The following is a 12,956-nucleotide window of genomic DNA, read 5'->3' as shown; positions in this document are numbered from 1 at the left end:
AGGCGCGGCCTGCCAATACGCTTTTTTGCTAAGTTTTGCCATCTGCCGCTAAAGGCCGGTGTCGGTGCGTTTTACCGAGTCGAGCGTGGCGAGGTCGCGCTCATTACCGGTCAGCTCCGTTAACTGCCCTTCGCGCATCTCCAGCAGCCGGTCAGCGTGAATGAAATAGTGATCGTCATGGCTGATGGCAAATACCGTTTTGCCCGCCTCCTGCAGCCACGGCAGCAGCTCACGATAGAAGATGCGACGGAAATGGGGGTCCTGATCGGCCGCCCACTCATCCAGCAGCAGCACATCCCGCTCTTCTGCCACCGCCAGTAGCAGTGCCAGGCGCTTGCTCTGTCCTTTGGACAGCCGGAGGTTCAGCACCTTATTACCGGCAAGTTTCAGCTTATCCTGCATCTTAAGCCTCTCCAGCCACTGCTGAACCAGCGCCGGATTGGCCGGAACCCCTTCCCGCCCGATGAGCCGATCAAACAGGTGCAGATCGGTAAAGACCGCCGAGAACTGACTGCGCCAGCGATCGAGTTCATCTGCCGTGATCGGCTGGCCATCCAGCAGCAGCGTGCCGGACTGCGGCTGATAAAGCCCGGTCAGCAGCATCGCCAGCGTCGATTTCCCGCTGCCGTTACCGCCAATCAGAAAGACCAGCTCTCCCCGGCGCAGCGTCAGGTTGATCGGCCCGACCTTAAAGCCGTTGTCGCCGTAGTGGAAGGAGACATCACGTAACTCCAGCGTCTGCCACGCCGCGGTGGCGGCTGGCGCGTGGAAGCCGGGCTGATAGGGAGCGAGATCGAAGGCGTTAAGCTTACGGAACGCCACCTGCGCGCTGAGCAGCGTAGGCAGCGCGCCGACCGCCGAGAGCAGCGGCGTGCGCAGAAACAGCAGCGTCAGAGAGAAGGTCGCGGCGACGGCCGTGTCAGCCCAGCCCAGGCTGTTGGCCATAAAAAAGACGATGCCGATAGCGCCTAAGGTCATGATGTTCGACCAGTTAACCGCACTGAGATGATAGGTGTCGGCCCGCACAATATGATGACGCCAGGCGCGGGCATCTTCCTGATAAACCGTGTCGTAGACCTGCTGAGCGCGCGACCGGTTAAGCTGCAGCTCTTTACGCCCCTCTATCACCGTCTGGTAATCGCGATAGAGGCTATCTTCGATGTCCCGCAGCTTCGCCATATGCTGATAGACCCGCGAGACCAGCAGCCAGCCGCCCACCAGCGTGACGGCCATCCAGAGACTGGTCACCAGTAACATCGCCGGAGAGAGCCAGGCGAGATAGATCGCCGAACCGAGGGTAATGATGACGCCCTGAAATAGCTCCGGCAGCCGCACAAAGGCCAGCGTAATGGCGCGCACATCGCTGGTCAGCCCGGCCAGCAGCTGGGCACTGCCGAGTTGCTCAATGCGCTCGACCCGGGTGTCGAGAATACGTTTGATAAATTCACCGCGCAGCCGCCAGACAAACTGATGGCCGAGCGTCGTCAGCGCCAGCTGCGAGGCGAGCGTGACCGCCATCAGCACCACCAGCTGCAACAGGAACTGCGGCAGTACCGCAAAAGAGGTGTTAATGGCGACAATCATTTCGCGGTTGATGAAGGCGATCATCCCGATGCCCAGCACTGCGCTTAACAGCGTCAGGGCAATCACCCCAATGAAAGGCCAGCGGAACTGGCGAAAAACAACGTGTAGCAACGTCATGCAGGCAATCCAGCAGTCAAAAAACAGCCTGCAGTGTAATGGGATGCGGAATGATAGCAATAGTTATTCTCACCACGCCGCCTCGCGCCCCAGGGCTCAGAAGGCGCGGCGGAACGTGAGGTTATAACGCCAGGCACCCACCAGCGGATGCACGCCGGGCTTGAGCGGCAGGATACCGTGATAACGCAGGCGTGACGGCCCGCCCCACACCACAATGTCGCCATGTTCCAGCAGCACCCGCTGAGTAGCGTCGCCCCGCTCAAAGCCGCCAAACTGAAACACGGCCGGTAGCCCCAGCGACACGGAGACAATGGGCTGGCGCATATCTTTTTCATCTTTGTCCTGATGCAGCGTCAGCTTTGCGCCCGGTTCATAGCGATTAAGTAAACAGGCATCCGGATTGAAGCCGGGAAAGCCCGCTTCAAGGGCGGCCTGTTGCGCCAGGGTGCGAAACAGGGGCGGCATCGGGGGCCAGCGGCGGCCATTAAGATTGTCCTGCTGCTCATACTGATAGCCGCGCGAATCCACCGACCAGCCAAAGTCGCCGCAGTTGGTCATCGCGACCGACATGCGGTGCCCGCCGGGCGTAATGCGGTGGGCAAACGGATTCTGTTCTGCAATCGCCATCACCTGCTGATACAGCGTTTCTGCCTCCTCACGCGCGCGGCGGCGCAGGATCACGGCGCCTTCTGCCAGCGGCTCCTGCCAGGGTTGCTCTTCACTAAAGAGATCTAACATCAGGGTTCTCCGGTCGTTGCAGCGGGGATCAGGAAAGCAGCAAACTGCGGCGACATCCAGCTGACAAATTTATCGCCCTGTTTGCTGATCAGATAGACCGCCAGATGCTGTTCGAGTGCCAGCGCTTTGGCTTTCTCCGTGCCGAGTACCATCAGGCCCGTATCCCAGCCATCCGCTTCCAGCGCCGTGGTGGCAATCACCGTGGCGGAAACCAGCTTATGCTCAATAGGCCGTCCGGTAACGGGATCGATGACATGAGAAATCCGTTTGCCGTCCAGTTCATAATAGTTGCGATAGCTGCCGGAGGTGCTGATGCCGTGCCCCTGCAGATCAACGCGCGCCTGAACGGCATTCTCGCGGTCGGTAGGTTTCTGGATCGCCACCCGCCAGGGCTGCTGCTGCGCATTCAGCCCGCGGCTCAGCACCGCGCCGCCCACCGACACCAGATAGTTGTTGATGCCGAGCTGCTCCATCAGTCGCGCCAGATGATCGGTCGCAAAGCCCTCGCCGACGGTTGAGAGGTCAACATAGAGCCCCGGCAGATCTTTCTGCAGCCACTGCCCCCCGGCACCCTGCACCACCCGCAGATGCTGCAGACCGGTCTCCGCACGGGCGGCCGCGATCTGTGCAGCATCGGGCGTGTGGACGGGCTGTTTCGTCGGGCCGAAGCCCCACAGATTGACCAGCGGGCCGACGGTGATATCCATCGCGCCACCGGTTTTACGGCCAATCCGCAGTGCGGTGGTGACAATGTCTGCCATGTTTTCACTCACCGGCTGCGGTGTGAGATCGCGGCTTTGGTTAAAGCGTGACAGCGCGGAGTCCGGCTTCCACGTCGAGAGTTCCGCATCGTCAGCATCCAGCCGCTGCTGAATACGCTGCTGCAGTTCCGCCTTGCGCGCCTGATCGACACCCGCAAGGCTCACCCGCCAGACGGTTCCCATCGTTTTCCCTTCCAGCACCAGCGCCGGTTCAGCCGCAGGTTTATCGCAGGCCACTAATGACAGTGCCAGCACTGCTGTAAGCAGCAGATTAGTCTGATAACGCATCCTTCCTCACTTGTAACACTTTATTCCGACCTGCTACAAAGCATAAACTTCGGGTAAAGACGCTTAAAGAGAGTTGAATATCTCTGTTAAGCCCCTCAAACTTGACCCGTCATCTACCCTCTGCCCGCCTTTAATCAGGCGATCGACATTCATTTAATAAAGGAGCAGCAGATGATCTATCTGATTCTCGCCATTGCCCTGGGGCTGTTTGTTTTCAGCACCTATAAAGTTCTGCATCAGCGTCGTCATCGTCACATGCTCCCTTCCCGGCCGCGCCATTAACAGGCTGCACTGCACCGGCGTGGGGCAATCTGCTCCCGTCGGGCGCAGCAAGTGTATCAAAGCAGGCGTAAAGTCTGTGGCTGTGAGAGCGGTTAAGCTGGCATGAATTCTGCACTGTTGAAACAGTGTTTATCTCTGATGAGAGGTGCAGAATGAAAAATTCCGGATGGCAGGCAGCCTGGCAGCACTGGCTGAGCTTTTCAGCTTTCACCCTGGCGGGTGTAGCCTTTGAAGGTGCGCGATTTGGTAGCGTGGTATCGCCAGAAACCACGGTGGCGGAACCGGCAAAATGGCGCAAGGCTGACGCGGTCAGCCCGCAGGGTCACGCAGGAGCGCAGCGGTAACTGCGCTCCCTGTTGACTCAGAACTGGTAAACCAGACCCAGTGCCACCACGTCGTCGGTATTGATACCGGCTGCGTCGGTGAAGTCGTTGTCGTCCAGCAGGTTGATCTGGTAATCAACATAGGTGGACATGTTTTTGTTGAAGTAGTACGTCGCACCGACATCAACATATTTTTTCAGGTTCTGTTTGCCCCAGTTCTGCATGTCGGTGCCGCGTGAGGTCACGTAGGCCAGAGAAGGACGCAGGCCAAAGTCGAACTGATACTGGGCAACCAGTTCCCAGTTGTCCGCTTTATCGGCATAACCGTAGGCTGAAGAGCTGTCACTGCTGTCGCCGAAGCGGGTGGCGTTGTAAGAGCGTGAGTACATGGCCGCCAGGTAGACGTTGTTGGCATCATATTTCAGACCACCGGTGTAAACTTCCGCCTTATCACCCCGTCCCAGGATACCCTCTGATCCGCCATTCTGGCGGTTCGTGCGATCGGACTGGAATGCGGCTGCACCGATACCGAAACCTGAGCCCAGATCATAGGTGGTGCTCAGACCCCAGCCGTCACCATTCTCACCCAGCACGTCGCGGCCACCAGCCGACTCGGTGTTGTTATCATTTTTGCCCTGATACTGAACAGCAAAGTTCCAGCCATCCACCAGACCAAAGAAGTTATTGTTACGGTAGGTCGCCATGCCGTTGCCGCGCTGGAACATGAAGTTATCAGCGCCATAGGTATCCCCGCCGAACTCTGGCAGCACGTCGGTCCATGCGCCGATATCGTAGGCGACACCGTAGTTACGGCCGTAATCGAATGAACCGGCATCACCGAACTTCAGTCCGGCAAAGCCCACGCGGGTATAGCTGTCGGCGGTGCCTTCATCCTCGGAGTTGTTCAGCGCAGCCTGATATTCCCACTGACCATAACCGGTCAGCTCGTTGCTGATCTCCGTTTCACCTTTGAAGCCAAAACGAACGTATGACTTGTCACCGTCAGAGCCGTCGTTGTCAGAGAAGTAGTGCAGACCGTCAACCTTACCGAACAGATCCAGTTTGTTGCCGTCTTTGTTATAAATTTCAGCTGCGTTTGCTGATCCTGCTGCTGCCAGCAATGCAGGGATCACCAGGGAGAGAACGCGACGTTTCATTTTATTACCCTCTGTTATGTGCCTTTATAATTTGCCACTGCTAACTGAATGTTTAAAATTCAGCCGGCAGGCCATTGTTCTTTTATAACGGGTAATAATCCACCTGGAAAATGCTACTAAATTTCCAAAAGTGTTACACAAGTCGAAACAGTTATTTCATAATGTAAATTACGGGGAACTAATAACCAGCACAGATCGATAAAAATTGCCGCACGAATCGCTAAACCTATTCAGATTCATTGGTTATCAATGAGTTATTTCAGATCATTCCGAAGCACTGAATGATAAAACTTATGACTCATCTGAGAATAGAATAGTCCCCGCTATCATCATTTATTCCATTATTACCTTCATTCTCCCCGAATGAGATGTACAACTTATTATTTCCCGCCGGACAGTTTGTCCGGCTTTTTTTTGCCTGCGATTTACCGTTTCGCTATATCTGCGTAAACTTTCTTAAGTGGGTTAAATTAACATCCGGCGGTTACCGCACAGAGTGGTAAATTTCGCCCCCTTTTCCCGCCTGAATGCTGAAATAACCGCCATGTTAATTTATCACCGTAATTAAGCAGGCGGTTATGCTGGCTTCAGAAAAGTCTCAGCGTTCCCGCAGCGATTCTTTGACTTTATTCAGCGGCTTAATCAGATAATCCATCACCGATTTCTGACCGGTTTTGATCTCCACGTTGGCCACCATACCGGGCACAATCGGGAATTTTCGCCCGGCCCGGTTGGTCAGCTCCGCTTTCCGGGTGCGCACGTAGACCCGGTAGTAATATTGATCGCGTTTTACCTCATCCTGCAGGGTGTCCGGTGAGACCGTCTCAACTTCACCCGGCAGGTCGCCATAGATAGAGGAGTCGTAGGCCGTCACCTTGACGATGGCTGCCAGGCCAGGCCGGATCCAGGCGATATCGCGCGGGTTGATGCGCGTTTCAATCAGCAGCTGATCCTCCAGCGGAACGATCTCCATCAGTTTGCCACCCGGCTCCAGTACGCCCCCCACCGTTGTAACCTGAATATCTTTGACGATGCCGCGCACCGGCGAGTAGAGCGTGGCGCGGGTCAGCTGATCCTCTTTGCCAGCGGCCACCTGCAGTTGCGCATCCAGTTCCGCATTGTTTTTCACCTGCTCTTCGTGCGCACGAACCAGATAGTCATTGCGCGCCTCATCGATTTTGCCGCGCAGATCGCTGACCTGACGGCGCAGACGAATCACCTCCACCTGGCCGGCCGCGCCTTTAGCTACCAGCGGCTCCGTCAGCCGCAGCTCATCCTGCACCAGCCGCAGCGACTGCTGCAGATTGCTGATCGTTTCGGTGAGGTTGCGACGTCGCGACTCATAGAGCTGACGTTCCCGCGTCACCAGCTGCGGCTCTTTAAGGGTCTCTGCGCTGAAGGTCAGCGGCGTGCCGGAGAGCTCCGCCTCCAGCCGCTCGGCAGAGGCGCGCAGCGTGCGCACCTTCGCCTGCGCCTCGCCGAAGTTCGACTGAAAGCGCGTAGGATCGAGCGTTGCCAGCACCTGCCCTTTCTCAACGATGTCACCCTCATGAACGTTAAGCTGCTTGACGATGCCCCCATCCAGGCTGTCGATCACCTGTGCGCGGCTGGAGGGGGTGACTTTGCCGGTGCCGACCGTGACCTCATCCAGAATGGCGAAGTGCGCCCAGATGAGAAAAAGGGCCAGCGCGGCGGTGCAGAGCCAGATAATCGCCGATGTGCGGCGCTCATGGCGGGCAAGATCTTTATCAACAATCACCAGACTCATGCGGCACCTCCTTTACCGGGCGACGGCGGCGTCGCGCGGCGCAGAATATCGTCGCGCGGGCCATCGGCCACAATCCGGCCGTTATCCATAACGACAATACGATCGACCATTTTCAGCAGCGCCGGACGGTGAGTCACCAGCACCAGCGTTCGCCCGCTGATCCAGCCCTGCAGCTGCCGGATCACCTGCTCCTCCAGCTGTTCATCCATCGCCGCGGTGGGCTCATCCAGCAACACCACCTGCGGCTGACGCAGGATCATCCGGCTCAGCATCACCATCTGTTTCTGTCCGCCCGACAGTCCACGTCCCCCCTCATTGATAATGCGATCCAGGCTGGCGGCATCCTGCTGCACCAGCGACAGCGCGCCGCTGATGCGCAGCGCCTGCAGCATCTCCTGCTCACTGGCGTGGGGATTGCCCAGCATCAGGTTCTGCCGCAGCGTGCCAAAGAAGAGGCGGGAGTCGTGTGACAGCCAGCCGAGCTGACGGCGCAGGTCGACGGGATCGATGCGTTCGATGTCGACGCCATCCACAATCACCTTGCCCTGGGTCGCCAGTGCCTGACCCGCCAGGATCTTCAGCAGCGTCGACTTTCCGGCCCCCACCTTGCCGAGGATCGCCACCTTCTCGCCCGGCTTGATCTGCAGCTGCTGCACGCTGAGCACCGTTTTTTCATTCTCTTCGTCATAGCTGTAGTGCACGTTGCGCAGATCGTAATGGCCGGTCAGCGTCGGACAGTGCGCCAGCGTGCTGGCTTCCGGTTGATCCAGCGGCTTCTTCAGCAGCTCATCCAGCCCTTTCATCGCCATTTTGGCGTGCTGCCAGCGTGAGAAGACCATCGTCAGCTGCATCAGCGGGGCGATGGTCCGTGAGGAGAGCAGACTACAGGCGACCAGGGTCCCGGTGGTGATTTGCGAATCGAGCACCAGGTAAACGCCAAAGACCAGCATGCCCGCGTAGGTGAGCTGCTGCACAGTCGCCGCCCAGCCGGTCAGACGCGCACCCCAGAGGCGCTGCTGATTGCTGATTGAAGCGCTGACTTCATGCGTCTGTTCCCACTGGCGCTGAAAATAGGGCTCGGCCTGCAGAGCCTTGATATCCTCAATGCCTTCGATGGTCTCCACCAGCACCGCATTGCGCAGCGCCCCCTCACGCAGCCCCTCTTTCGCCAGCCGCGCCATCGGGATCTGCACCAGCAGACCGGGGATCACGATCAGCGGAATGGCCGCCAGCGGAATCAGAACCAGCCAGCCGCCGACAAACGACATGATAAACAGGAAGAGAATAACAAAGGGGAGATCGGCAGCCGCCCCCACGGTGGTGGAGGTCAGCAGCTCGCGCACCTGGTCAATCTCACGCAGCTGCGAGATAAACGAACCGGTCGATTTTGGCCGCGCCTCATTGCGGATGCTCATCGCCCGGGCAAACAGCATGGCGGAGACTTTCAGGTCGATCCGTTTGCCCATCAGGTCCGACACCTGGGTGCGCATCAGCCGGATCAGATACTCGATAGCCGCCGCAATCAGCACGCCGACAAACAGCACCCAGAGCGTCGACTGCGACTGCGCCGGGATCACCCGATCGTAGACCTGCATCGAAAAGAGGATGCCGGCCAGCGCCAGGACATTGCTGACCACCGAGGCCAGCGAGATCTCCGTGATGCGGCGTCCCATGCCACGAAAATTTTTCCAGAACCAGTGCGGCTCATAGGGCTGGATAAACTCATCAATGCGCGCATCCCGGCCCCGCGCCGCGACGCCCGTGACCCCCACATCCCCCTGGGCACGCGCCAGCAGTTCAGATAACGGGCTTTCCCGCACCACGTCGCCGCCTTCACTCAGCCAGTAGCGCGCGCTGCCCTCTTTATCGATGCTCTCCAGCACCGCCACGCTGGCATTTTCCAGCACCAGCACCACAGGGGTGATCTCCTGACGCCAGCGCAGTTTATTCTGGGGCACCATTGTCAGATGCAGTCCCAGCAGACCGGAGAGGCGCTCCAGCTGCTGGGACACCGGCAGATGTTCAAACCAGCGCATCTGCTGTCGCAGGGTTTTGCCATCGGCCGGTTTACCGAATCGCGCGGCCACGCGCAGCATGGCGGCAATCCAGTTTTCAGTGTTCAGGGTGGCTGTACTCATTATTATTGCCTTATCGCTATTGCAGCGAAGGAAGAAGATCGCCGCTGCTCTGCTGGCGATCGATACCCATGATATCCAGCAGATTGTCGACTGCGGCGGCGTAGCGAACGGTGGCATCCCAGCCATCATAAAGCGCGGTGATCCGCGAACTGTCGGCCTGGAACACATCCTGCTCCACACTCAGGAGATCGTTCAGGCTGCGCTTGCTGAGGCGATATTCGTCGGCGTAGACAGCGCGGGTATGATCGGCACTGGCCAGCTGCACTTCTCCGGCAGCCTGCCGCTGCTGCGCGCCGATCATATCCGCATAGGCCGTTGAGGCGTTCTGATTGATGGCGAGTTTGGCCTGCTGCACCGCCGCCTGCGCCGCCTCACGATCGCCCTCGGCTGAGGCCGTTTTCGCATTCACCATGCCCCCCTGGTAGAGGGGAGCTTCCACCTGAAGCTGCACTTCATCATCCCAGTACGACTGGCGATCGTTTTCATAACGGGTCCGGCCCGCCTGCACTTTGATCGTCGGCCAGTGACCCGACTGCGCCTGACGCACCCGTTCACGGGCTGCTTCCTGTTTAGACTGGGCGCTGCGAACCGCAGCGCTGCTTTCATAGGCGATTTTGTCGAGGGTGATCTGCTGTTTCAGCAGCGCCTGCGGCAGTTCCGGCAGCGTGGCGGGCACCACGCCGGTCAGCACGGTCAGCTGGGCCGTGGCAGAGCGCAGCTGGGCGCGATACTGCTCAAGCGTGGCCTGCATGGCGGCGATGCGGGTTTCCGCCTGCAGCACGTCGGATCGGGAGTTGAGTCCGGCATCGGCGCGCAGTCCGGCAATATCCCGCACCCGCTGCAGTGAGGCGATATTGGTGTGCGCCGTTTCAGCCAGCGCCTGATAGCGTTTGACTTCGAGGTAGGCCTGCAGCGTATCTTCCGCCACGGTGGTCATTGCGTCGAACAGGCCGTAACGATAGGCATCTGACAGGGCATGCTGCTCGTCGATGGCACTGCCGGTGCGACCAAAGTCGTAGAGCAGCTGACTGAGCGTGACGCCGCCGGAGCCATTATTGTTCAGGCTGCCTGCGGAGTCGGTCTGATGCGAACGCCCCGCCGCGCCCTGCAGTGAGATTTGCGGATACCAGGCACTGCGGGCGGCGTCGAGATCGCCCTCACCGACATGGATTTGTGCCGCGGCTTCCGAGATTTTTGGATTACGGGCGAAGGCCCGGAGGATGGCGTCGCGCAGCGTTAAGCTGGCAATCTGCTCTTCGCTGGGCGCAGCGCGCCAGTTAAACTCCGCCTTCGGTAACGGTGCGGCCCAGGCCGCCGGGAGTGCCACGCCACTCAGGGCGCATATCAGAAAAGTTAATCGTGCTTTGTTCATTATCCATACCAACAGGCGTTCTTATGATCATGGTTTTTTTCCTGGTGAACAAAGCAGACAGAAAAGGCGTTACGGCGCACTTAAAGGTTTTATTGCGTTATTTTATTTATGTTTTACAAGCCACAGCCTGAATAACCCATAACATTATTAGATCATATTCTGCACCGAGTCCTGTTAAAAACTGATGAAATCTTTCATCTTTCTGCCGATTGCATAAAAAAACGCCACCTTAACAGCCTGAGCCACTCCAGACAGACTGAACAGACCTGTCCGGAAGGCCCTGCCTTTCTTAATGTTCCGCATCAGGCCAGGGGATGCGCTGCCGGATGCTGTAACAGGTGATCGGCCAGGGTATAGGGCATGCCAGAGACGATCACCCCTTCGGACGCGGACGACACCTGCGCCTCCGGCGCGTGCTCCGCCGTCACGCTGAAACTGTCGAGCAGCCGATCCACCGTCTGCGCAGGCAAGGTGCCGGCGCTTTCCGTATGGGAGGCCACCCGCACGCTCTGACTGGCCGTGGCCAGATTCCCGGCGCTGTCCTGGCCGCTGACCGTCATCGTGTAGTCACCCTCCTCCAGCGGAGCCAGCTGTCCGGCCAGAATGGTCAGCGCCCAGCCGCCATCGGCCTTCACACTGGCGCTGTAGTGCTGGTCACCGAGCGTCAGCTGCACCAGGCTGCCCGGCTGCAGATGGCTGGAACTGCCCTGAATCAGATGCCAGCTGTTCACATCGGCGGCATCAATGACGTTATCGCCAAAGGCGGTCTCCAGCGTCAGCGTCGGCCGCTGATGCACAGCGACGGTAAAGAGCGCATCCTGGGTCTGGCTGTCGCTGTTGCCATACTGATCCCAGCGATGAAACGTGGCGGCAACCGGGCCATCCGCCAGCGCCATCAGCTCGGCGGAAGTCAGCGTCACCATTCCCCCGCTATCGGGCTGGTAAGTTATGCCGTTGATCTCAACGGTGTTGCATCCCTCAACGTAGAAGCTCAGATCGTGCTGCGCCTCCTGATAGTTAAGCGTCATGTCACCGCCGATATTCATCTCGGTGTAAACCGGAATAAACCCGGTGTGGATATTCAGTACATGCGTGACGTCGGTGTAGTTGCTGGCCCCGTCGATCGACCAGGCGCGGATCTCACCCACGTTGATGAAAGCGTTCACCTCTGCAGCCGGGATCACCACCTGCCAGTGCCCGCTTTCGTCCAGTGTGGCAGCGTAATCTTTCTGATTCGCACCGGTGATCACCAGCCGATGACCCGGCATAACCGTCGAGAGGGTACCGCTGAGCAGCAGGTCCTGCTGGGTTTCCGCCAGATTGATCACATCATCCGGCGTTACGTTGTCGAACGTAATGAGTGGCAGGCTGCTCAGGTGCGTGATCAGCGTCAGATCGTGATAGTCGGTTGCGGTTTTCCCGTTGGGATCGGTCGCGGTCACTTTCAGGCTGTAGACGCCATCCTGCAGCACCTGCATATCGCTTTCAGAAAATGTGCCAGACCACCTGCCATCCCTTCCCATGGTGGCGGTGGTCGTTTGCGTGCCCAGGGTTAATTTGAGCACTGACCCTGCCGGCAGGTGGGTTGCGCTGCCGCTGATCTCAACGCCGTAGATGCTTTCAGCGATATTCACCGCATTGTCACCGCTGACCGTGTCGATGGTCAGGGTCGGACTGAGGGTGCGGTCAGCATAGAGACCAAAACCCACCTCAGTCGTGGTGCTGTGGCCTGCTTTATTGGTCAGGGTCAGCGTCAGCGTGTGATTGCCATCCGGCACCCCTTTCAGCGCCTCAGCCGGCATTGAGGCGTTCCAGTAGCCCCACTTGTTGACGGTGCTGTACCAGCTCTGGTCGTTGAAGGTGAGTGTGACGGTCGAACCCGCTTCGCCTTCAGCCCGGCCGCGCAGATGCACCCGCTTTTGTGCTTCCCAGCCAGCGATCACACCATCGGCAGCGACAGGTTCGTAGGGCCGCAGGGCTGCGGGTGACGCACTCTCAGCCGCACTGACGGTGCGGGCACTGTCGGCGGTCGCCAGGGTATGGGGTGTTTCGGCGGGCTGCGGTTTTATGGGCAGGTTCAGGCGCGGCGTGGCCACGGGCGGCATAGCGGGCACGGCGCTGTCGGCAACGGCAAAGTCGCTGACTGCCGCCTGGAAAATGGCGTCGAGCCGGGTGGTACGAAACGTATCGCGTGTTGACATCGGTCACCTCAGTTCATAACAGATCAGAAACGCAGAGCAAAACCGTCGGATAGCCCGAGAGTTGACTCTGACAACGTGGTAGTGAGTCAGCCGAAGCTGCCCGTTTCCGCTGGTCTGAACCGGTTACCCGCAGGTAACAGGGCGTGATGAACAGGACGCGAATAACGCGTCAAATAAGATCAGAAGCGTGATTGACGGCGTGTCGCCGTTTGCTGCGCCTACCCTAA

Annotated in this window: 10 protein-coding genes; 2 read left to right on the top strand and 8 right to left on the bottom strand. The window is 58.7% G+C overall.

Going from position 1 to position 12,956, the window contains the following annotated elements:
- Nucleotides 1-48: 48 nt before the first annotated feature.
- From F3I47_RS08495 to apbE, 3 genes are all read right to left on the bottom strand, one after another.
- On the bottom strand, nucleotides 49-1,701 hold the full coding sequence (locus F3I47_RS08495) for a multidrug ABC transporter permease/ATP-binding protein (protein WP_150041091.1): 1,653 nt from the start codon (nucleotides 1,699-1,701) through the stop codon (nucleotides 49-51).
- Nucleotides 1,702-1,797: 96 nt separating this feature from the next.
- Entirely contained in the window at nucleotides 1,798-2,439 is a 642-nt protein-coding gene (alkB, locus tag F3I47_RS08490) for a DNA oxidative demethylase AlkB (protein WP_150028878.1), read from the bottom strand.
- Nucleotides 2,439-3,488: an FAD:protein FMN transferase ApbE gene (gene apbE, locus F3I47_RS08485; protein ID WP_150028879.1), complete on the bottom strand. Its 1,050-nt coding sequence runs from the start codon at nucleotides 3,486-3,488 to the stop codon at nucleotides 2,439-2,441. The genes alkB and apbE overlap by 1 nt, the downstream gene beginning before the upstream one ends.
- Before the next feature lie 171 nt (nucleotides 3,489-3,659).
- Here apbE and F3I47_RS22315 point away from each other — a divergent pair, with 171 nt between their 5' ends.
- Both F3I47_RS22315 and F3I47_RS08480 read left to right on the top strand, forming a co-directional pair.
- Nucleotides 3,660-3,770, top strand: a complete 111-nt coding sequence (locus F3I47_RS22315) for a hypothetical protein (RefSeq protein WP_009089087.1) — start codon at nucleotides 3,660-3,662, stop codon at nucleotides 3,768-3,770.
- Nucleotides 3,771-3,922: 152 nt separating this feature from the next.
- The gene (locus F3I47_RS08480) at nucleotides 3,923-4,114 is read left to right on the top strand and encodes a hypothetical protein (protein WP_009089085.1); all 192 of its coding nucleotides are present in this window, start codon (nucleotides 3,923-3,925) and stop codon (nucleotides 4,112-4,114) included.
- 17 nt (nucleotides 4,115-4,131) lie between these two features.
- Here the strand turns inward: F3I47_RS08480 and ompC are convergent, their stop codons facing one another.
- From ompC to F3I47_RS08455, 5 genes are all read right to left on the bottom strand, one after another.
- Nucleotides 4,132-5,250, bottom strand: coding sequence for a porin OmpC (ompC, locus tag F3I47_RS08475; protein ID WP_150028880.1), 1,119 nt, complete (start codon nucleotides 5,248-5,250; stop codon nucleotides 4,132-4,134).
- A 598-nt stretch (nucleotides 5,251-5,848) separates the two neighbouring features.
- Nucleotides 5,849-7,018: an HlyD family efflux transporter periplasmic adaptor subunit gene (locus tag F3I47_RS08470; protein WP_046102252.1), complete on the bottom strand. Its 1,170-nt coding sequence runs from the start codon at nucleotides 7,016-7,018 to the stop codon at nucleotides 5,849-5,851.
- On the bottom strand, nucleotides 7,015-9,156 hold the full coding sequence (locus tag F3I47_RS08465) for a type I secretion system permease/ATPase (RefSeq protein WP_150028881.1): 2,142 nt from the start codon (nucleotides 9,154-9,156) through the stop codon (nucleotides 7,015-7,017). The genes F3I47_RS08470 and F3I47_RS08465 overlap by 4 nt, the downstream gene beginning before the upstream one ends.
- A gap of 16 nt (nucleotides 9,157-9,172) precedes the next feature.
- Entirely contained in the window at nucleotides 9,173-10,528 is a 1,356-nt protein-coding gene (locus tag F3I47_RS08460; RefSeq protein WP_058957778.1) for a TolC family outer membrane protein, read from the bottom strand.
- Nucleotides 10,529-10,830: 302 nt separating this feature from the next.
- Nucleotides 10,831-12,729 (bottom strand): Ig-like domain-containing protein, encoded by a 1,899-nt coding sequence (locus F3I47_RS08455; protein ID WP_150028882.1) that lies wholly within the window; start codon nucleotides 12,727-12,729, stop codon nucleotides 10,831-10,833.
- Nucleotides 12,730-12,956: the final 227 nt, after the last annotated feature.

This window comes from Pantoea sp. M_10 (genome assembly GCF_008631515.1).
GTDB lineage: Bacteria > Pseudomonadota > Gammaproteobacteria > Enterobacterales > Enterobacteriaceae > Pantoea > Pantoea anthophila.
Note: the sequence above shows the minus strand (reverse complement) of the source record. Positions and strands in the feature narration are given on the sequence as shown.

Excerpts from the sequence above, each read along its gene's own strand:
- F3I47_RS08480 (WP_009089085.1), top strand. The coding sequence starts at position 3,923 with ATGAAAAATTCCGGATGGCAGGCAGCCTGGCAGCACTGGCTGAGCTTT.
- alkB (WP_150028878.1), bottom strand. The coding sequence starts at position 2,439 with ATGTTAGATCTCTTTAGTGAAGAGCAACCCTGGCAGGAGCCGCTGGCA.
- F3I47_RS08470 (WP_046102252.1), bottom strand. The coding sequence starts at position 7,018 with ATGAGTCTGGTGATTGTTGATAAAGATCTTGCCCGCCATGAGCGCCGC.
- F3I47_RS08465 (WP_150028881.1), bottom strand. The coding sequence starts at position 9,156 with ATGAGTACAGCCACCCTGAACACTGAAAACTGGATTGCCGCCATGCTG.
- F3I47_RS22315 (WP_009089087.1), top strand. The coding sequence starts at position 3,660 with ATGATCTATCTGATTCTCGCCATTGCCCTGGGGCTGTTTGTTTTCAGC.
- F3I47_RS08460 (WP_058957778.1), bottom strand. The coding sequence starts at position 10,528 with ATGAACAAAGCACGATTAACTTTTCTGATATGCGCCCTGAGTGGCGTG.
- F3I47_RS08495 (WP_150041091.1), bottom strand. The coding sequence starts at position 1,701 with ATGACGTTGCTACACGTTGTTTTTCGCCAGTTCCGCTGGCCTTTCATT.
- F3I47_RS08455 (WP_150028882.1), bottom strand. The coding sequence starts at position 12,729 with ATGTCAACACGCGATACGTTTCGTACCACCCGGCTCGACGCCATTTTC.
- ompC (WP_150028880.1), bottom strand. The coding sequence starts at position 5,250 with ATGAAACGTCGCGTTCTCTCCCTGGTGATCCCTGCATTGCTGGCAGCA.
- apbE (WP_150028879.1), bottom strand. The coding sequence starts at position 3,488 with ATGCGTTATCAGACTAATCTGCTGCTTACAGCAGTGCTGGCACTGTCA.